Origin of the sequence: Nodosilinea sp. LEGE 06152, from assembly GCF_015207525.1 — a bacterium.
In the GTDB taxonomy this organism is placed as follows: Bacteria; Cyanobacteriota; Cyanobacteriia; order Phormidesmidales; family Phormidesmidaceae; genus Nodosilinea.
The window spans coordinates 301,386-321,422 of record NZ_JADEWR010000002.1; the positions used below are offsets into that span (position 1 = coordinate 301,386).

General features: G+C 56.6%; 15 protein-coding genes and 1 tRNA gene. 7 read left to right on the forward strand and 9 right to left on the reverse strand.

What is annotated here, in order from left to right; all coding sequences use genetic code 11:
* Positions 1 to 21: 21 nt before the first annotated feature.
* Positions 22 to 573: a GNAT family N-acetyltransferase gene (locus IQ265_RS03835; protein ID WP_194050863.1), complete on the forward strand. Its 552-nt coding sequence runs from the start codon at positions 22 to 24 to the stop codon at positions 571 to 573.
* Here IQ265_RS03835 and IQ265_RS03840 read toward each other — a convergent pair whose 3' ends face one another.
* The 5 genes from IQ265_RS03840 to IQ265_RS03860 form a co-directional block, all read right to left on the reverse strand.
* Entirely contained in the window at positions 574 to 1,953 is a 1,380-nt protein-coding gene (locus IQ265_RS03840) for an SGNH/GDSL hydrolase family protein (protein ID WP_194050864.1), read from the reverse strand.
* A 362-nt stretch (positions 1,954 to 2,315) separates the two neighbouring features.
* Entirely contained in the window at positions 2,316 to 2,804 is a 489-nt protein-coding gene (locus tag IQ265_RS03845) for a GAF domain-containing protein (protein WP_228037546.1), read from the reverse strand.
* Between the two features lie 190 nt (positions 2,805 to 2,994).
* Complete coding sequence (locus IQ265_RS03850; protein ID WP_194050866.1) at positions 2,995 to 6,108, reverse strand: efflux RND transporter permease subunit; 3,114 nt, start codon at positions 6,106 to 6,108, stop codon at positions 2,995 to 2,997.
* Between the two features lie 147 nt (positions 6,109 to 6,255).
* Positions 6,256 to 7,365, reverse strand: coding sequence for a peptidoglycan-binding protein (locus IQ265_RS03855; protein WP_228037547.1), 1,110 nt, complete (start codon positions 7,363 to 7,365; stop codon positions 6,256 to 6,258).
* Positions 7,366 to 7,524: 159 nt separating this feature from the next.
* Positions 7,525 to 8,859 carry an efflux RND transporter periplasmic adaptor subunit gene (locus IQ265_RS03860; RefSeq protein ID WP_194050868.1) on the reverse strand — a complete coding sequence of 445 codons (1,335 nt, stop codon included), beginning with the start codon at positions 8,857 to 8,859 and terminating at the stop codon, positions 7,525 to 7,527.
* 176 nt (positions 8,860 to 9,035) lie between these two features.
* Between IQ265_RS03860 and IQ265_RS03865 the strand changes: the two genes are divergently transcribed.
* The gene (locus tag IQ265_RS03865; RefSeq protein ID WP_194050869.1) at positions 9,036 to 9,578 is read left to right on the forward strand and encodes a PadR family transcriptional regulator; all 543 of its coding nucleotides are present in this window, start codon (positions 9,036 to 9,038) and stop codon (positions 9,576 to 9,578) included.
* Positions 9,579 to 9,701: 123 nt separating this feature from the next.
* On the opposite strand, the gene cobA is transcribed toward IQ265_RS03865, so the two are convergent.
* Together cobA and IQ265_RS03875 are read right to left on the reverse strand one after the other, a co-directional pair.
* Positions 9,702 to 10,502: a uroporphyrinogen-III C-methyltransferase gene (gene cobA, locus IQ265_RS03870; RefSeq protein WP_194050870.1), complete on the reverse strand. Its 801-nt coding sequence runs from the start codon at positions 10,500 to 10,502 to the stop codon at positions 9,702 to 9,704.
* A 156-nt stretch (positions 10,503 to 10,658) separates the two neighbouring features.
* The gene (locus IQ265_RS03875; RefSeq protein ID WP_194050871.1) at positions 10,659 to 11,588 is read right to left on the reverse strand and encodes a sirohydrochlorin chelatase; all 930 of its coding nucleotides are present in this window, start codon (positions 11,586 to 11,588) and stop codon (positions 10,659 to 10,661) included.
* A 366-nt stretch (positions 11,589 to 11,954) separates the two neighbouring features.
* Here IQ265_RS03875 and IQ265_RS03880 point away from each other — a divergent pair.
* Positions 11,955 to 12,025: transfer RNA gene (locus IQ265_RS03880), tRNA-Gly, on the forward strand.
* A 179-nt stretch (positions 12,026 to 12,204) separates the two neighbouring features.
* Complete coding sequence (locus IQ265_RS03885) at positions 12,205 to 13,437, forward strand: site-specific integrase (protein WP_194050872.1); 1,233 nt, start codon at positions 12,205 to 12,207, stop codon at positions 13,435 to 13,437.
* A gap of 112 nt (positions 13,438 to 13,549) precedes the next feature.
* On the opposite strand, the gene IQ265_RS03890 is transcribed toward IQ265_RS03885, so the two are convergent.
* Positions 13,550 to 14,596 carry a ParB/RepB/Spo0J family partition protein gene (locus IQ265_RS03890; protein ID WP_194050873.1) on the reverse strand — a complete coding sequence of 349 codons (1,047 nt, stop codon included), beginning with the start codon at positions 14,594 to 14,596 and terminating at the stop codon, positions 13,550 to 13,552.
* On the reverse strand, positions 14,593 to 15,378 hold the full coding sequence (locus IQ265_RS03895; protein WP_194050874.1) for a ParA family protein: 786 nt from the start codon (positions 15,376 to 15,378) through the stop codon (positions 14,593 to 14,595). Before IQ265_RS03895 ends, IQ265_RS03890 begins: the two co-directional genes overlap by 4 nt.
* A 257-nt stretch (positions 15,379 to 15,635) precedes the next feature.
* On the opposite strand from IQ265_RS03895, the gene IQ265_RS03900 reads away from it, so the two are divergent.
* The 3 genes from IQ265_RS03900 to radC all read left to right on the forward strand — a co-directional run bounded on the left by IQ265_RS03900 (position 15,636) and on the right by radC (position 19,906).
* Positions 15,636 to 16,685 carry a replication initiator protein A gene (locus IQ265_RS03900; RefSeq protein WP_194050875.1) on the forward strand — a complete coding sequence of 350 codons (1,050 nt, stop codon included), beginning with the start codon at positions 15,636 to 15,638 and terminating at the stop codon, positions 16,683 to 16,685.
* 1,412 nt (positions 16,686 to 18,097) lie between these two features.
* A complete protein-coding gene (locus tag IQ265_RS03905) occupies positions 18,098 to 18,862 on the forward strand; it encodes a hypothetical protein (RefSeq protein WP_194050876.1) in 765 nt (254 codons plus the stop codon).
* An 84-nt stretch (positions 18,863 to 18,946) separates the two neighbouring features.
* Positions 18,947 to 19,906, forward strand: coding sequence for a DNA repair protein RadC (radC, locus tag IQ265_RS03910; protein WP_347404907.1), 960 nt, complete (start codon positions 18,947 to 18,949; stop codon positions 19,904 to 19,906).
* Positions 19,907 to 20,037: the final 131 nt, after the last annotated feature.

The window sequence follows — 20,037 nt, forward strand, 5'->3', positions numbered from 1 at the left end:
CGTGCTTCAGGAGTATCAAGCTTGGAAGTAATCCAAACCGAACGTCTGGTGCTCCGCTGGCTCTCCACAGAAGACGCCGAGTTTATCTACGAGCTGGTGAACGATCCCGAGTGGCTTCGGTTTATTGGCGATCGCGGCATCCGAACGCTCGAAGCTGCTCGCCAGCACATTCTGCAGGGGCCGATCGCCATGTACGGCCAGCTCGGTTTTGGGCTGTACCGGGTAGAACTGCGGGAGAGCCAGGTCCCGATCGGCATTTGCGGATTGATCAAGCGAGACTCTCTGGAAGACGTGGATTTGGGTTTCGCGTTTCTTCCACAGTTTCGTTCCCGTGGCTATGCCTACGAGGCTGCCGCCGCAACCCTGGAATACGGAAGGCAGCGACTCGGCCTCTCTCGGATTGTGGCGATCGTTTCCCCAGACAACCATGTCTCGATGCAGCTTCTACAGAAGCTCGGCCTGCAGCTGGAGCGAAAAGTCCAGCTGGCAAGCGGTGTTGAGGAGGTGTGCCTCTTCGGTCCGACTCTGACACAGCCTTCTGCGTTAGGAGCGGACAAACCGCCTTCGTTATGATCAAAGCCCGTAGGGCTGGGGCTGCAGGGCTACCTGACTGGCGATCGCCTCGTAGAGCCGGTCTGATATGAGCGTATAGGCTTCATCGGTTAGACCCGCTGGGCTTTGAAACGCTTGCCCCGCAAAGTTTTCGTAGATGGGGTAGAAGTTTAAGACCTGAGCATTGGCCGATTGCTGACTGGCCTGATTGGCAACGGTGGCTAAGCCTGCAAACCCGGTGCGCATTTGCTCCAGGTAGGCATTGTCTAGCTCGGCTAAAATCGCCGCTTCTTCTGGCGTTATCGACTCTTGCTGACGAGTCGAGATTTCGGGCTCGATGCCGATGATCAAGCGCTTTTGATTAGCCGCCGCCCAGCTCACCATCTGCCGCACGTGGCGACCGTAGCGATCGATGCGCTGTTCGAGTTCGGCCTGGTCGGCGGGGAGGCGATCGCTCAGAGTGGCATCCAGCGTGGGTGAGTAGAGGTTGAGCGGTGCGGCCTGGCGCGGCGCGGCCTGCTGCCGCTGCAGAGCGTAGCGCTTAACGCCCTGCACCACGTAGAGCTGATCAAACCAGGCCTGCGTTTGCTCACTTAGCTGCGTCCCCAACGACTGCCTTTCGCCGGTCAAATATTGCTCCAGGCCCGGCACATCGCTGCCCCGGTCAGCGCTGGGCAACATCAAGTCGGCGTAGCCCCCCATCACCACCACAAAGTCTGGATTGTAGGCGGCCACCCGCTGGGTCAGCATGGCCAGATCATTGCCCGAGGCGTAGCCAGGTACCGCCGCATTCACAACTCGGTACTGCCCATCGCGAATACGCGGCGGCAGCGCCAGGGCTTCTTGCACCTGGTCGGCCCGAAAGGGCAGCGCACTGGGCTGAAACTGACTGGGGTTGGCCCGCTGCTGGGCAACTTGATCGTTGAGGCGGGTTTCTAGCTTGCTGGCAAAGGTGGTCTGGTTGTTGGAGCTGAGCTGGCCAAAGGCCGTCGAGCCGCCGAGCACAAAAATTCTGATCTCTCCTGCTGGCTTGGTGCTGGGCACGGCTTCTTCGTCTCGAAACCCGCTGTCGTTGATTTGCCAAAAGCTGCTCTGTTGGTTACCCGCCAGCCGGTAGCCCAGCAGGGGGTCGCGAACGGCGTTTAACTCGCCGTCGTCGGGCAGACCCGTGTAGGGCTGGCCGGTTCGGCTGATAAACCGCAGGTGGTAAGCATCTCTGACATCAGAGGTTTGACTGGCGGTAAAGCGATCGCTGGTGCCCGTAGCGTGGGTCAACACCCGCGTGAGAAACTCAATGCCAACAGGAATGCCAATTAGCAATAGAAGAAACAGCGCCCACCGCAAGCGGCGACGCGGTGATTTTCTCTTGTATTGGTAACTGCTGTACATAAACTCCGCCACTCTCAAGTCCGATACATCAACAGGCAAATTAGCAAATTGATTGTAGGCGATCGCTGCCCATTCACCCTGATGCCCCTCAAATTACGTTTCGACTGGCTCCCATTCAGACGTGCAGCCAGCCGCGTAAAAAAACTAACCCCTTAACTAGACCTAGAAGCCGAAGGGGCAATTTATGTTCCGCCAGGGATCAAATTGCTCAAGATCTACACAAACCCGGCACGGCTCAAACCAAATCCTGAATGAATACCCTCGATTTGTAGGGGCGTAGCATGCTACGCCCCTACGGAGTGCCTGATTATGACTCGGGGTTCACCAGATTAGATTTCCTATCAGTGGCCCACCCTGCCCAGTTCCGGAGACGGCTACGCCTCTACACCGCCCCGCACCGAGGGAGCGATGGCCAGCGTTTCTGCCCCCTGCTGCATAGCGGCGATATCGGCCTCAGACCAGGGGCGAACCGACTGGCAGTGATGCGCGACGAGCAACCCCCACAGGCCCTGGGGAATGAGCACGGGCACTACTAAATTGGCCCGTACCCCCATGCTGCGCAGAAAATCACGGTGACACTCGGCAATGGGTTCGGTCTCAATATCTGCGATCGCCCGCACCCGCCCGGCCAAATACAGCGCGGCATATTCGTCGTTGAAGCATTCATCTGGCCCGGTAGCGCCAAAGATAGAAAACTGCGGATCGCTCAAAACTTCGAAGGTGACCCGCCCTTTCCACTGACTGTAGAAGTAATACAGGAGCACTCTGTCAACCCCCAGCTTTTGCTGCAGATCGCTCGTCACCTGTCCGACCAAGTCGTCGCGCTCAAGGGTTGTATAGATGCGGGCAACTACTCGCCGCAAGCCCGAACTCGCCCGTAGTTCTGCATCAGAATTCAGTTTTTCTGGAAAGGGGGGTTCCACGAATCGAGTTACTGTAGCGGTCGAAGCAATTGTATCGATAATCTGAATAAGCTTGGCCCAGGGCTAACTATAACCTCTAGTAGACCGACCCAACAGCCTCAACCTATCCGAATCAAAAGCCCTGGGGCAACTATCCGTTAGACATACTTTCTGCTGCTGTAGGCACTAGCTCAGCGGGAGCTTTAGTGACGGGGGCCGGGCTCCAGCGGGTCAGCAGGCGGTACGCCGAGGGAATGTAGTAGAGGGCCAGCAGGGTTGCGCCGCCGAGGCCGCCTGCGATCGCGATCGCCAGCGGGGGCCAAAACCCAGTGGGGTCAATCATCAGCGGCACAAAGCCAATGATGGTGGTGACGGTGGTGGCAATCACGTGGCGGGTGGCGTGAAACACCACGGCTTCTACCGCCTGGGGATGGCCTAGCTTGGCTTCGGGGTGCTCACGCAGGGCGGCCAGCACCACAATCGAGTCATTGATCGCCAGGCCAATCAGCCCCAGGGTGCCAAGGATGGCGGTAAAGCCAAAGATCGAGCCAAACAGCTTCAGCGCCAGGGCGGCAAGACCCACTGAGAGAATGGCAACCGTGCCAATTAGCGCCGCCAAGCCAAACGAGTTGAACGACAGCACCAGGGTGGCGGTCATCAAAATCATCAGCACGCCAACGGTGGAGAGCAGGTTGCCAACGGCGGTGCCGCGGGCGTCGGCCTCGCCACCGTACTCGATGCGGTAGCCGGGGGGTAGCTCAAACCCCTGGGCAGTGAGCCGCTGCTGAAAGGCGGCCAGTACGGTACTGGGCAACGAACCAGCGGTAATAAAGCCCTGCACCGTGTTGATGCGCTGGCCGTTGCGGCGGCTAATGCTAGCGATGTCGGGCACCAGGTCGAGGGAGGCGATCGCATCCAGGGGCAGATTGCCTGCGGTGGTGACCATATCGAGCGAGGCGATCGCCCCCAGATCGCCCTGCTGGTCTTCCGGCACCCGCACCCGCACCGGAATGTCGCGGGTGCCATCCAGCACCGAGCCGCCCGTTCTCCCATCGAGAGCGGCATTGAGCTGGCCCGCAATACTCTGATTGTCGAGCCCTAATCGGCGGGCCTGGGCTTCATCCACCATTAGGGCCAGCTTGGGCAGCGCCTCGGTCAGCGTGGCGCGGGTGTGCACCACGTTGGGCACCTGGGCTAGTTCGGCGCGGAGGCGATCGCCCAGATCCCGTAGCCCTGTTAAGTCTGACCCATACACCCGCAGCTCAATCGGCGCGTCGAAAGGTGGCCCCTGCTCTAGCTGCTTCACCAGCACCTGAGCCTGGGGAAAGGCCGCATCCATTTCGCGCTGTAGGGTTTGAATGGTTTCTCGCAGCCGCTCCGTGCCCGCCAGCTGCACAATGCCCTGGGCGTAGTTTTGGGCATTGCGGCGATTGTCGAGCACGTTGTAGAAAAAGGGCGGCGCGCTGCGGCCTAAAAACCAGTGCACATCGTCAATTTCTGGATGGGTCAGGGCCAGCTCCCGCGCCTGGCGAATTTGGGCCTGGGTCGCGCTCAGCGCAGTCTGGGTGGGCAGCTCAAATTCAATTTGAAACTGGTTGCGGTTGGTGGGCGGAAAAAACTGCTGGGGCAGGGTGGCAAACACCGCAAACCCCATCACCGGCAAAATCAGCGACAGACCCACCCCCAACCAGGGGCGGCAAAACACTGCCCGCAGCGTCCACCGATAGCCGTTGGCCAAAGCGACATTGGAAAACCCCTGCTCCAGCCAGGTCCAGCGCTGGGGCAGCGGGTTCCACTGGTGCAGTCGGCCCGCCAGCGCCAAAATCACCGTCAGCGACAGAGCCAGCGAACTCAGCAGCGCCAAAATCACCGTGAGCCCGATGGTGCCAATGAACTCGCCCACGCCCCCTGGCGACGTGGCGATGGGAACAAAGGCCAGCACCGTGGTCAGCGTGCTGGCCAGCAGCGGTACCAGCAGGTGCCGCACCGTCTGCGCCACGGCCTCGGCGGGCGGCATGCCCTGGCCCAGCCGCCCCTGCACCTCATCCACGGCAATGATGGCGTTGTCGATCAGCAGCCCCAGGGCGATGATGATGCCCGTCACCGACATCTGGTGCAGGGGCACGCCGAGCACTTTCATGGTGCCAAACACCATCAGCGTGGTCAGCGGCAGCGCCAGCCCCACCAGCAGGGCCGACTTCCAGCCCAAGATCAGCAGCGATACGCCAATCACCAGCACCGACCCTGTGATCAGGTTATTGACCACGCCGTTGAGCCGCTGCTGCACGTACTGGCTCTGGTCGAGCACAACTTGCAAATCCAGCCCCTGCGGCAGTTCGCGGCGAAAGTCATCCAGTACCCGCTGCGCCTGCACGGCCCACTGGTCGACCCGCTGGCCCGACTCCACTTTGGCCGCCAGGGCGATCGCCGGGTGGCCGTTTACCAAAGCCAGATCCGGCGGCGGATCCTGCACCGCTCTGGTGACGGTGGCCACATCCCCCAGTCGCGCCACCTGCCCCTCGACCCCAGCCCGAATGGGAATGGCGCGAATCTGCTCCAGGGAGCTGAGGCTGCTGTCAACTTCGAGCAAAAATTCGCTGCTGGCGCTGCGGTACTGCCCCGCCGAAACTTTGGCATCGCTGGCGGCAATCTGCTGAGCCAGCCCCTGGGCCGTCAGCCCCAGTTGCGATAGCTCCGTGGCGGCAATATCCACCCGAATTTCTTCGTCCGGTTCGCCAAACACATCCACCGTCTCGGTGCCAGGAATGGCTCGCAGGCGATCTTCTAGAGCTGCCGCCAGCCGCCCCAGAATCGCGTAGTTGGGCGCGTCATCCCGCGTCCAGGTCAGGCCCACAATCAGGGCGCTGGCCTTGGTGGAGCTGTCGGCGTACTCGGGCACCGAGGCGGCGGCGGGCAGATCGGCCACGGCATCGTCTACCTTGCTGCGCACCTTAGCCCACACCGGGTCTACATCGGGGATGGTCTCCTTCAGTTCTACCGTAATCACCGAAATGCCGCTGCCCGAGGTCGATCGCAGCGACTCAACTTCCTCCAGCTCAAACAGGCGATCCTCAATCTTTTCGGTCACCAGGGTCTCGACTCGCTCTGGGGTAGCTCCCGGCAAAAAGGTGGTGACGCGAGCAAAGCGCTGCACAATCTCAGGGTCTTCTAGGCGCGGCAGGGTGAGAAAGGCCGAGAGACCCCAGACGACGATCAGTACCAGGGTGAGCAGCAGCAGCTGGCGGTTGCGGTAGAAGAGGTCCATGGCGGGGTGGATGGGTGGGAGGGTGGATGGGTGGGAGGGTAGGAGGGTGGATGGGTGGGGGCAGACGGTGTTTGCCTGGGTTTCTTAGCGGGTGGGGGGTGTACCCGTGTGGCCGTGCTGGGGAAATAAAAGAAAGATTTATGCCATTCAAACCCCTAGGCTGGCGCGGGTGCGGGAGCCGACAATGCCATCGACGGTTAGGCCACGGCTGGCCTGAAACTGGCGCACGGCGCGATCGGTGGCAGGGCCGAAGCTGCCGTCGGCGGCAAGGGCAATTCCAGCGCGGGCTAGAGCCTGCTGCACGGCGCGCACATCTGCCCCGGTGGTAAGGGGGTTGGTGAGCCGCAGCAGCCGATTGGGCGACGGTGCGGGCGACGGCGGCGCAGGTGGAGTCGGCTGCCGCTGCAGAAAGGCCCAGGTTTGGGGGCCGACAATGCCGTCGGCGAACAGGCCCTGCGATCGCTGAAACTGTTCTACCGCCTGCTTGGTGGCTGGGCCAAACACCCCGTCGGGGGTAATCTGTGCTCCCCAGCGCACCAGGTCAGCCTGGAGCTGCTGCACATCCTGCCCGGTTAGGTAAGGGTTGGCCAAGGCCAACAGGCGAGACCCTGGAGTCACGGCAGAGCTACCGCCGCCGCCCCCCGAACCGCCGCCCGTACCGCCTGCCGATACGGTAGGCCGATTGGCCAAATAGGTCTGGGCCTCGCGGCTGAGCCTAGAACCAGGCACAGAAGTCCGGCCGCCGGCTAGATATCGTTGCCCGGCGGCGCTGAGGGCCACCCCCGGCGTACCGGCCAGAAATACGTTGGCCTCCGAGAGACGGCGGCGCAGTAGCCCCTCTTCCACATTGGTGCCGGGGTTGCGGTAGAGAATTAGAGCTGCTTCAACGTTCTGCCAGTCCTGATTGCGCAGCACCCGTGAAATGGTTTCAAAGCCGCTGGCTCCGTAGAAATTGGCCCCCAGATTGTAGGCGAAGCTCAGAATTGCGCCCTGCTGGTTGGCGTTCAGGTTGCTCCAGCCGGGAATGCGCTGCTGGGGCGGCAGGTAGGTGTTGGCCACCTGCGTGATCAGGAGTTCGTCGGCTTCTTCCCGGCTAATGCGATCGCCCAGCTTAAAGGGCTGGCCATTGCGATTGCGGGTCGAACCCCAGCCGATGGTAATGGGCAAGTTGCCAGTTTTAGGATCTGGGTAAGCTTGCAAACTCAGGCCCTCAAAGGTTTTGATCAGGTCTAGTCCTGGCGTTGGCACCCCGGCCATAGCATTTACCTCGCGTAGAAAGTTGTACGAACTTACCGCAAGTGTATCGGCTCTCTGCAATGTCCTACCGCCGTTCGAAAGTCGGAAAAAGCGCCTGGGGGTTGACCTACCGAGTAGCCCGGTGCGGCCGGTTACAGAAGCTGGCATAGGAAAATGCCCTTAGTTAGAAACGCTGACCGCCTGACCGGGCACCACCCGATGGGTGCCAGCGGTAATGACGCGATCGCCCGCATCGACCAGCCCCTGCACCAGCACCCGATTGCCCTCGGTGTGCACAATCTCCACGGGCTGGCGAGCCACTGCGGCGGCATCTTGGCTGGGTTCAGCCACATATACTGACCACAGCCCTTGCTCCCCCTGCACCAGGGCGGTAGAGGGCAGCCAGAATCCGGCGGTGGGCTGGGTGTCTTGTAGAACAAGTCGGGCGGTTTGGCCCAGGGTGAGATCCTCGGCGATGTCTAGCTGCAGCACGACCGTCACCGTGCGACTGGTCGCTTCCAACTCGGGCAGCAGGGCCGTGACGGTTGCCGGGAAAGTACGGTTGCCCACCTGCACGGTCTGTGCGCTGCCCACGGCTATGGTTTGAGCGCGATCAGCAGGCACCCCAATGCGGGCCTCGGGTGCCTCCCCTTCGCTGAGCTGCAGTACGGTCTGGCCGCCGCTGACCACCACGCCTTCGTCGATGGGGCGATCGCTGATTCGACCGCTAAAGGGGGCCGTAATCACCGTTTTTGACAGGTCCACATCCACCGATTGAATCTGGGCCTCTAGCTGGCGCAGGCGGGCGGTCTGCGCCGCAATCTGCTCGGGGCGAGTGCCAGCCAACAGCTCGTTTAGCTCGCTTTGGGCCTGGGCCAGCCGGTTTTCTAGCGCTCCGGTGCCAAAGGTTTGCTGGTCGAGTTCTTCACGCGAAATCGCCCCTCGGTCGTAGAGATCGACGCGGCGATCGCGCTGGGTCTGCGATAGTGCTAGCTGCTGCTGCAAGTCGCCCACCGCTGCCTGGGCCGCCGCGATCGACTGTTGGCGGGGGCCATTCTGCAGTTCGTTTAGGGTGGCTACGGCCTGGTCGCGCTGGGCGACGAGCTGCTGGCGCTGGGTTTCTAAACTGCGGCGATCGAGGCGAGCCAAGGGTTGACCAGCGACAACGCGATCGCCCTCCCGCACCAGCACCGCCACCACCGTACCGCCCTGCTCAAACCCCAGAGCGCTACTGCGCTGAGCCACAAGTTCGCCCGTGTACTGGCGCTCCACGGTATAGCCCTCGACCGGCACGAGCGCGACGGTCTCGACCGGCAACGGCGGGGCATCGGCGATCGCGTCGGTCGGGCTGAGCTGCCGCAGGCCCACCCCCACCGCCAGGGGCACCGTCACCAGGGGCACCACCCACCAGCGCCGCCGCCGCCACCCGCGTCGCCTGACTCCATCGTTGGCCGTAGCTGGAGCGGGGCGAGGCTGGGCAGAGACTAAATCAACTGAAGCGGGAGCGTCGGTCATGGCGGCACCTTTGACTAGAGAGGTGAGCAAAATGCGGAGCCAGGTGTGCCCTAGACAACAGAGCACTATTCAATAAGTAGGTATTCAACAAATAGATATTCAAATTGTTGAATACTATGCCCAAAGGGTATACTCAAACAGTTGAGTATGTCAATGGGCAAACAAGCCCCTACCCCATGGCCCTGTCCCACACGATTTTGGCGGTGCTCTCCCGTGAGTCTCTCAGCGGGTACGACATCAGCAAGCGGTTTGAAGAAAGCGTCAGCTGCTACTGGCAGGCCAGCCAGCAGCAGATCTACCGCGAGCTGAGCAAAATGGAGCAGCAGGGCTGGGTCACCCACGAAACCGTGCCCCAGGTGGGCAAGCCCGACAAAAAAATCTACGGCATTACCGACCCTGGCCGGACTGAGCTAGCCCGCTGGTACGCCGAGCCCAGCGAACCCACCCCCATTCGCGAAGACCTGCTGGTGAAGGTGCTGGCCGCCCCCTTTGTGTCAGAACCCCTTCTCATTCAGGAGCTGCACCGTCGCCGCCAGCTACACGCCGCCAAGCTGGCCGAGTTTCAGGCAATGGAGGTGTTGTATAAGGCGATCGCCCACCCGCCCAAGACCGAGCAGTTCCGCTACCTCACCCTGCGGCGGGGTATGCGCTACGAGCAAGACTGGATCGACTGGTGCGACGAGGTGCTGGACTTTTTGAAGGCCGCTGAACAGCCCTAGGGGCTGTTTTTAAGTAACTGCCGATAGCCTACGAATCAGCGGTTACAGCCCCCAGTCTGTTCTTGGGGTCAGACGTGGCCACGCTGATAGGGTAGAGACTGTAGCGATAATTGATGACACGACCTAGGGCCAAATGGTGCCGGTGGGGCGGCAGTGGTTAAATACCTCGTGCCAGCTGACGACATGGCCAATTACCGCGATCGCTGGCGCTTCAAAGCCGGTCTCAGCCACCTGGGCCACAATTGTCGCAAGGGTGCCAATCAGTGTTTCCTGGTGAGGGTAGGTACCCCAGCGGATCAGGGCAACGGGCGTATCGGGGCTGAGGTCGGCGGCCAGCAGTTCGGCGGTAATGGTGCCGAGGTTGTGAATGCCCATGTACACCACAATCGTTTCAGACCCCTGAGCCAGGGCGCGCCAGTTGACCTGCGGGCGGTACTTGCCCGCCGACTCGTGGCCGGTGACAAAGGTCACCGACGAACTCTGGCTGCGGTGGGTTACCGGAATGCCCGCGTAGGCCGGTACCGCCACCCCAGCAGTAATGCCTGGCACCACCTCGACCGCAATGCCAGCCGCGACTATGGCCGCCATTTCTTCGCCACCGCGCCCAAACACAAAGGGGTCGCCCCCCTTTAAGCGCACGACCACGGCATGGGTTTTGGCCTGGTCCACAATTAGCTGGTTGATCTCCTCCTGGGCCAGGGAGTGACGGCCTCGGCGCTTGCCCGCATCGATGACAGTGGCCTGGGGGTTAATCATCGCCAGAATGGGAGCGCTGACCAGGGCATCGTGAATAACAACATCGGCCCCCTCCAGCAGCCCCTTACCCCGCAGCGTAAACAGGCCCGGATCGCCAGGGCCAGCTCCCACCAGATATACCTTGCCGTAGGGTTGGCCCCTATGAGGCCCAGAAGCGGCTGACACCATAAGCGTGCTTAGAACTCAACCAGTAGTGACGAAAGGGACGGCGCGATGCCTTAACTATTTCTTAAGAATAGACCGTTGTTGGCTAGGGGGCGATGGTCCAAGACCAGCCACTTGGGACCATCACCCCCAGTAGCGGGGCTCCAATCATGTCTGGGCCTATGACACCATTGAGGAATGAATTCCGTGGCGGAAGGCCACTCGCTGCATCGGAACCGGGGCCTGCTGCCCCCAGGCGGGCACCCGGTCTAGGGCCAGGTCGATGACCAGGCGGGCGAGTTCTGGCGAAGGCCCCAGGGGCGGCAGCAGGTGAAACCCCATCTTCGGAAAGCGCTCGGCCAGATCTTCGGTAAGGTGGGTAATCGCATCGGTGGTGGTACCCGCAAACAGGAAGTAGGGCAAAATTGCAACCCGCTGTACCCCAGTCTGCATGTGGTGAATGATCTGAGCCTCTAGGCTGGGGGCAACGGCCCAAAACGCCGCCGTTCCTCCCAGCGCCTGGGCCATGGTACAGATGGCGTCGTTGCCCCCTGGTCGGCGGCTGCCGTGGGCCAGCAGAATGGGAGTTTTGATCGCCGTTGTCTGCAGCTTTTGGCGCAAAAGCCCTTTCAGGCCGGGGTGGCTGCCCAGGTGGGAGCAAACCTCCAAAGTCACACTCGGCAGCGCCTGGCGAGCCTGCTCGACCTCAGCCGGAATATCCTCCATAACATGCACCCCGGCCAGCAAAAACAGGGGCACCAGTCGCACCCGCTGCGCCCCGGCGGCACAGGCCCGACGGCTAAACTCAACAATTTGTCGGTGCAGGGGCAGCGCCTCGGTCTCTAGGCAGGCCGTTCCGACCAGTGGCCCATTCACTGCGTCGGGCACCGACACCTTGGCCCGGTAAAGGCCAGCTGTGCCTAAGAAAGAAACGTCTTGGCCCGGTTTCTCCCCGTCTGGGGAAGTACTGCGCCGCAGCAGCAGCGATGCCTCACCGCTGGCCAATCGGGCGGAGGCAGAGCGTCGGCTATCGCTGCGGTCTTTAGATCGGCTGCCGGTTCCCCAGAGCCCGGCCTCCTGCGATCGCACGAAGTGAGCTAAGCGCTCCATGGCCTGCCCGGGTCGGGGGTCGCGGCTACCGTGAAAAACCAATAAATATGCTGTCGATGCAGATGCAGACACAGGCAAACCCTAACTTGTTAAACAACAGCAGCCAACCAGTCCCTACCACCCAACCTAACCCTGAGACATTGCTTGTCCCCTCGTTCACCCCTTAGGACTCCGTTGACCGAAGACAACCCGTCCCGTCACTAGCCGACGGTTAAGTGCCCCATTATAAAGATTTAGCCCAAAGCATCCGGTATCGTATCCATCAAAAGGGGCTGAGATGGTTAGCCTACCCGCTATCTCAGTCCATCGGTGGGGCGTCACAAACGCTCAGCGGGCAGATACCTGTGGTAATATAACAACTGGTTCGCGGGTGTAGTTTAGTGGTAAAACCTTAGCCTTCCAAGCTAATGATGGGGGTTCGATTCCCCCCACCCGCTTTAACTATTAAAACCCCTGAATGCTAAGGCTTTCAGGGGTTTTAACGTTTTTAGGCCCACCAAAAAGTTAGTGCCATTGTTCTAGTTTTTGCTTGACGTTGGGCAGGGTTGGGCAAGGTTGACTAGTTTATTGGGGTAGGATTGGGGTAATTCGCTCCATCCCCTACCCCATTTCTCCCATGTCGTTCAATACTTCTCACCAAGGCCCTCCGAGTGGTTTAAGGAACGCTGAACCTCGTCGGCGCAAATCTTCTAAAGGAACCGTTCAGGTCAAAACCTCTAATGGCCGTTTGCAGCTGGTCTTCACCTACCAAGGCAAACGGAGATACCTATCGCTCGGGTTTGAAGATACCCGCGAAACGCGGGAATTGGCGCAGATGCGAGCCAATCAAATCCGGCTCGATATCATCTCGGGAAACTTTGATGAGACCCTGGCTAAGTACAAGCCAGCTTCTGCCCTTTCAGTCAATGAACCTGAAGATGAGGATCCACTACCGGTTCCGTCCCTAATGGAGCTTTGGATGCAGTATGTGGAGTACAAGCGGCCCCAGTGTTCGCCCAACACCATGTATCACGTCTATGGCACCTACACCGGCTATCTTGAGCGCATCCCGACCCACGAACTTAAGAAAGCTGCTGAGATCAGGGATTATGCTCTCCAGCAAATTCCGGTTGAGTCTTGCAAGCGATTTATCGTTCGCTTGAATGCTTGCTGTCGGTGGGCGCTTAAGTCAGGCTCTATCACTGAGAATCCCTTTGAGGGTATGGCTCAAGAAATTAGGCCTCCTAAGGCCCAGAAGAATGATGAAGACACGGACGTCTTCCCGTTTAGCCCCAAGGAAAGAGACACGATTCTCCAAGCGATTGAGGAGAACGCATTCTGTAACAAACACTCCGGGTATAAGCACTCCTTCTACTACGGTTACATCAAGTTTCTCTTCCTGACAGGGTGTCGCCCAAGTGAGGCGATCGCGCTTCAGTGGAAGCATATCAGTAGAGACCTGAAGACTATTACCTTTGAGCAAGCAATCATCAGCACGAAGGAAGGGCAACAGCTGCGCGAGGGGCTAAAAACCCAGGAAAGAAGACGGTTCCCCTGTAATGGGATTGTTCAGCAGCTCCTGGCTCAGATAAAGCCACAGGGTTCGGATCCAGAAGCCTTGATATTTCCAGGCTACTCTGGAGGCATATTAAATACGCCATCATTTCGAAAGACGGTGTGGAAGCCAGTCCTCAAGGGACTCGGTATTGAGTACCGTAAGCCTTACCAGACCCGCCATACCTTCATTACTCTCGCTTTAGAGAATGGACTTGATGCGAAAGATGTAGCTCGTTTAGTGGGTAACTCGCCCGAGGTGATCTACCGCCATTACGCGGGTAATAAGCGCGAACTCTTTGTGCCCGAGTTCTGAGAAAGTGGCCGAAACCAGTGCCATTAGAGGAACTGCGTCCCGTAATTGAGCCCTTGCCTTAAGTGATAGCACCCTTCATCCGACTCCTCGCGGTCACGACGCTTCTTCGGAGCTACGTCGCTCCGGATTCCCCAAGCAGTGTCTCTATCTCTCCCAGCAGTCGTTCCAATTGTTTCCTCTTAAGAGATCGCTCTGGCAGATTAATTCCTGTTTTCAGCCGCTTAGCTATACCAGCGAGCCTTTTTACAAGGGAGTTCTCCCCTACCCCTGCAAGTGAGCTTGATTCATCCGAATCCACCATCGCTGCTTTTACGCGATCACGGATTTCTCTAAACGACAGCTTTCCTTTGAGTGCTTTCTCAAGGAGCAATTTTCGATTGGAGGCGTCTTTGACCTTGAGTAGTTCCAGGGCAACAGAGTATGAGAGCCCTCGCTCCAGATGAGCTTTTTTGAGGTCATCGGGCAAGGTAAGCGTCCGTAAATTTTTGGTTCGGAATGTTTGAAGCTCTACCCCAAAAGACGAAAGCACCGCCTCTATCCTCCCCAGCTCATCGCTCGGAGCGACGTCGCTCCGAAGGCCACGCTTATCGGAGTGGCCCTCTGTTCGGATAATGGCGAGTACCCTTTCCTTTGGGATTTTTAACTTCACCTCAATGAGCTTCAGGATCCCTTCGGTCTCCTCGAGCTTACTTAGGTCTTCTCTCTGAAGGTTTTCGATGAGGGCAAACTCAAGAGCTTCTTCGTCAGTGTACTCATCAACGATGCAGCGAACTTCGGTCAGCCCAGCGAGCTTCGCCGCTCGCCATCGTCGCTCGCCAGCAATGAGTTCCCAGGATCCATTGCCCAAAGGGCGAACGTTAATCGCGCCGCGAAATCCCTGCTCCGTGAAAGAAGTAGCGAGATTAGTGATACCTTCCTCTGAGAAGAACTGGCGGGGCTGAAAGACTCCAGGCCTTATCGCGTCCACAGGAAGCCACCGGGTATCTCTATCGTCATTCGTGGTGGCACCAGGTTTAGTAGCTTGCAGCGGCTGAGCTTCATCCTGCTCTTGCGCCCCAGGTGGCGCGGCGTGGGCCAGTGAACCAGAAACGAAAGAGGAGAGAATCCCTCTACCAGCCAGACTAAATGAACCGGTATCCGCTTTCTTCTTATTCTTCATAGGCTGCTTTTCACCAACGCTTTCGCGATCACTTCCAACGGTTCGAGGGCGGGATGTCGAGGAGCATACTGGGCAAGGGGTAGGTGTTCGGCAGTTGCGTTGGCAAAGTCAGTGCGTCGTGGAATAGGGGGAAATACCCTTGCTCCCTTGAAACTTGGATTGTCTTGTAGGGAAGCGAATACCTCTTCAATAGTTTGTAGTGCTCGTCTCGATTGAGATGTTCTTTCGTCATACATAGTCGGGATGGCACCAGTTACCTTGAGGCTGGGATTAACTTGCCCCGCAATTTCATGCGTGGTCTGAAGCAGGTTAATGGTTGCCTCAACCGACTTGTACTCGGTCTGGATCGGGATCAAAAGAAAGTCTGCCGCGACAAGGCAGTTAACTGAAAGAAGCCCAAGGGAAGGGGGGCAGTCGATCAAAACAAAATCGTAGCGAGACGCTTTTTTTGTGATCAAGTCGGACAGCTTGTATTCACGCCGAAGTTCTGAGGCAAGCTGCAACTCAGCTTGTGCAAGAAAAATGTTTGCAGGAACAAGATCGCATCCACAAATATCTTTTTGTATCGGCAACGGCTCACGCTTAAGTAAGCTGTGATAGATCGTTTTTTCAAGGTCAAATGGAGCGATGCCTGTGAACGTTGTAAGTGATGCCTGAGGATCCATATCAATCAGGAGCACCCGCTTCTTATGCTCAACCGCGAGGTGGTATCCAAGATTCATGGTCAATGTTGATTTTCCAACCCCACCAGACATGTTGAAGAGGGCAATTATATGCGGCATTGAGGCCCTGTTGCTTGGCACATAGTCTCGTGGGGTTGGGAATTTGAAAACACCACTGGGGTAAAGAGATCGCTCTTCATCAATTTCTTTTTTCGTTCGGAGCGACGTCGCTCCGAAGATTATGTCGCTGACAAACTATAGTGGTTCTCTATTGAATCACCAATAGGGATAACCATAGCTTTAGAGATTTCGTGGTTCCGGTTACAGTGATAAAATAGCTTGAGGATTAAAGAAAAGTAAGCTACAGGACGGGGTCTATGGCACTACGCAAGCCCCCTCAGCAAGATGCCCAGCTAGAGCTTTTCTCGGCGGTTTTTACCGACATTGTGACCCGAGATATTCAGGACGCAATGGAGGTTCCGTTTCTTAGTCTCTCTAAAAAGCCTCGGGTAGCTCCCATTATCTATCGCGGGAAAGGCGTTGAGATTACCGTTACTGGTGGAGCACCGTACGGTATCGCAAACATTTGGGATTGGGATCTCATTATGTGGCTTTTGTCACAGGTCAGAGAGGCAATTGATAAAGGGCAAGCAGTCTCACGACAGGTCAGATTTCACCGCCATGCTTTCCTTAAAAGCGCCAGGCGAGATGCAGGAGGAATACAGTACAAGCGGTTAGAAGATACAATTGCTCGCCTCAAGAACACCAACGTAGTTACGACCATTCGGTCATCTGAACGACAGACCGTCATGTTTAGTTGGCTTGATTATGTTCATATTGATCGAGACGATCGCGGTCGGCTCAGAGATGTGACCGTAGTGCTCCCCGAGTGGCTCTTTGAGGCAGTACGCGACCGCTCTCTTATTCTTTCACTTCACCCTGATTACTTTCTGCTTACGGGGGGCATTGAGCGCTGGCTATACCGCTTTATCCGCAAGCAAGCAGGAAATGGCGCTCAAGGATGGAAGTGGCGGCTTGAAACGCTCTATGAACGCTCAGGAAGTTCTCAACGCCCATCCGATTTTGCAACAGCCATTCGAGATATTGCAAAGCAAGGGAAGCTTCTTGATTACGAAATACAAATTCAAAAAACGAATTCTCAAGAGCTTCTTTTTGCTCGTAAGGAAGGGACTCCTGCGAAGGCTATTCCTGAGACCCTGCCTTTACCTCAAGCACAGTTTCTCTGCTTGAAGACAACCACGTATGAGAAGGCAAAAAAGATTGCCCCAGGGTATGACATCTACTCGCTTGAAGATGACTGGCGACAGATGACTAAGAAAAACGACATTGTGCTCAATGACCCTGACGCGGCGTTTCTTGCGTGGTGTAGGAAGGTGGCACAGAAGCCTGTTCGGGTGGCTCGATAAGGACTCGGAGCGATGTCGCTCCGAGATACAGAAGCAGTTTTATTAATCTCGACGTAAAAGGCCTTGCTTTAAAGCATTCATGTTATTTGTTCTTCTTCATACCTTCCTCTCAGATTCTTCTGGAGGGAAACGCATGGCTACGTTCACCGTTTCGAGGTTTTCTAGCGCCGTTCTTGATGAGCAGTTCTTTCGCGTAGTACTCAAGCCGGTTAGCTTCTAGTGGGTACCTACACTTTGCCCACTTTTTACGCGGAGAGACGTCGCTCCGATGCTTGCTTCATGGTGCACGGCACGGTCTATTACCCGCACATTAAAGGGCTAATAATAGTCACCTGCCATGACACAAGCTGACCATCTTAAGAAACGACAAAAACGTTGTTCCAATGAGAGAACTTAGGCCACGGCTCCTGTGGATAACCTCAGATCACGATACGGTCTATCACCCGCATTCAATACGGTCTATTACCCGCAAGAACACGGTCTATTACCCGCACAGACACGGTCTATTACCGGAAAAAAGCGGTGTATTCGATAATGAAATCAATCAGTTGCTGACCCTTAAACTCTCTTAAACATATTAAACTATCTTCTTAAACGGGCTAGGCCCCTGTGGATAACTTCGAGGGAGACGGCCCTCAAGTAAGTAAGATTTTTTTATTTTTCGGAAGATAGGGGAAAAAGACAGCCTGAATGAGGAAAATCTTTGAACACAAGAACTTTGGAACAGAAAATTCAACGTATCTCTAAGTTATGCTTCAGGGTTATCAAGTTCTTTGCTTTTAGAAACGCTAGAATGCCTCTTAAGGCGCTCTAAAAGAGAGCTGTTAGGGGTGAGGGTAGGGATGAACGTGAATCACAAGCCACAGCGCTTCTGAGCGCCTCCCTGAACATTGGCCTTTTTTGAAGAAAACACGGTCTATTACCCGCACATTACTCCCTATGTATTACGTTGTAGGGATCCAAGCTTCTCCTGATGCTCCTCAACATAACTAATCACCAGTACAAAGAAGCGCTGAGGAAATGAAATTAACGTACTTTTGGCATTAAAGAGACGCTAAAATGATGTTTTTGTATTTCTATGGATCGAATTCTGTTGCCAGTAGGCACGGTCTATTACCCGCAAAGGCCATGTTTATTATCACCTGGGAAACACGGTCTATTACCCGCAAGCGTGAACTTTCTGCCAAGGATGGAAAGCGTCTACAAGCTGCCTAATTCGAGACTGTTCCACACCTAAATAATGTCTTAAAGTGAAGGCGGTTTTAGTCAACAAGGAATTCCGCAAGAAGCTAATAAACATGAAAAAATTTACAAAACATCGGTTTGAAGTTTGATTTTTTTACTTGCTAGCTTGTGGAACACTCACTAATTTTGACGCAAAATTACTTTGTCTGTGCAGCGTTGTCCTTTAGATGAAAGAAGGAGTTCAACACGCAGTTTTAACACTTAGACAGCGAGGGCTTTCCACCCCTGAAATCTGTCAGCAACTATCCCTTGATAGCGATTCGGTCATAGAAATTCTGCTTCAGGGACCGGTTGTTCCCAAACCGGTCACGGTTACATCGCTCAAGCGACCAGTTGGTCGACCGCAGAAACTTAAAGAGCGTGATCTACTTGCGAGCATCACAGAGGCAATAGTCGGCAGGAGAAAAGAGCCCGACTACCTTTGGACATTCCCCGACCTGCTTCAGGTTGTACGGCGTACCCTTCAGATAGATATCTCTCAAGACACGCTCCGTCGATATCTCACCAGCTTAGGTTTTACGTTTGACCACCAACTCAAGCAGGTCGTTGGTTCTTTAGTGTCTCCCGACGAGATAGCCGCGTTCCCAAAAGGAGCAATGCTCTATGTTGTGAGCCACCAGCTCCACCAGCTAGGCGAAGATGTGTCGAGTCGCCAGACGGCAACGCTTATTATTGGGGTCACTGCGTTTAATCGTATTGCTGTGATGGCAAGGCCTCAAAGCCGACTGTCACCAGGAATGTTGGCCGCGTACTTACGCGGGTTATTAGCCCTCCATCCCGACCGCAACATCGCCGTAATTTTAAGCGGTCAGGGAGTGTACCGAAGTGTCATGAGCGATCGCGCTCTCCTTCAAGAGCAGCGTCTTAAGCTCTATCTGGCCAAAAAGGGCCGGGCTGGAGCGTTCCCGATGTCTAGCCTTAAAAATAACTAGGAGAAGGGGCCAAAGTTTGGTAATAAGCGCTCTAGCAGCAAGGTTTGTACCTAATCCGTACACAGGAATCCTTCACCTAGCTATATGCCAGAACCGTTGGCACCAGACAAAGAGGGCCGCGATCAGGTTGAGGAATGGAGTCAGCTTTCTTTTTTTGGTGAAGAAGAAAGTTCATCTGAGGGATCTACTCGTTACGCTGCAACAGAACTGTCAGGGCCACGCGAGCACTCCCTTCGTATCCAAGACATGTACGAGGAGGATCGCCCTCGGCAACGGCTCGCCGCTTATGGCCCTAAGGCACTTTCAAATGCCGAACTCCTCTCAATTTTGCTCGGCAGTGGGCATCACAGCACGGGGCTTTCAGCAGTTGACTTAGCGCATTCGATTTTAGGGGAGTTAAGCCAGGCAGGTGAGGACGCCCTAAGGAGGCTTCAGCATCTCTCGATGGAAGAGCTTCTGGCCATGCGAGGAGTTGGGCCAGCGAAGGCAGCAATAGTGATTGCGGCAATTGAATTAGGAAAACGAGCTTTCATCCAGCCCACTCAGGTGCGAACCCGTGTTGATGATCCGAATGTTGCTGCGTCCCTGCTTTCCCACGATCTGATGTGGGAAACAGAGGAGCGGTTTGCTGTACTCATGCTCAACGTCAGGCATCACTTTCTGGCCAAGCGCGTTCTTACCATCGGTTCTCAAACAGAGACCCTTGCTCACCCACGAGATATTTTCGGGGAAGCACTCCGACATCGGGCGGTTCGAATCATTGTGGCCCACAACCACCCTTCGGGTGCTCTCGAACCGAGCCCTGAAGATTTAGCCCTCACTAAGCAGCTGCTTCAGTGCGGCAAAATTTTAAGCGTCCCAGTGCTCGACCACCTTATTCTGGGGGATGGTCGGTTTCAGAGCTTGCGGCAGACCACAACACTTTGGCAGGACTACCCCCAAGAGAATACCGGAGAGGATCACTCATCCATTCACGAGCGTTGGGGAAGTTTGCTTGATGAAGGAATGAGCATCCCACCTGGTTCCACAGTTAATGACGATTAAGGGGAGGCCTGCCACTCGCCGCCGCTGGTTTACCGCCTTCACCAGATCTCGGAGCTGCCCTATCACTCCTGGGAAGCGATAGAAGGGGAGGGCGCTTAACCTTGATTCCAAAGTCGAGCGATCGCTTAAAG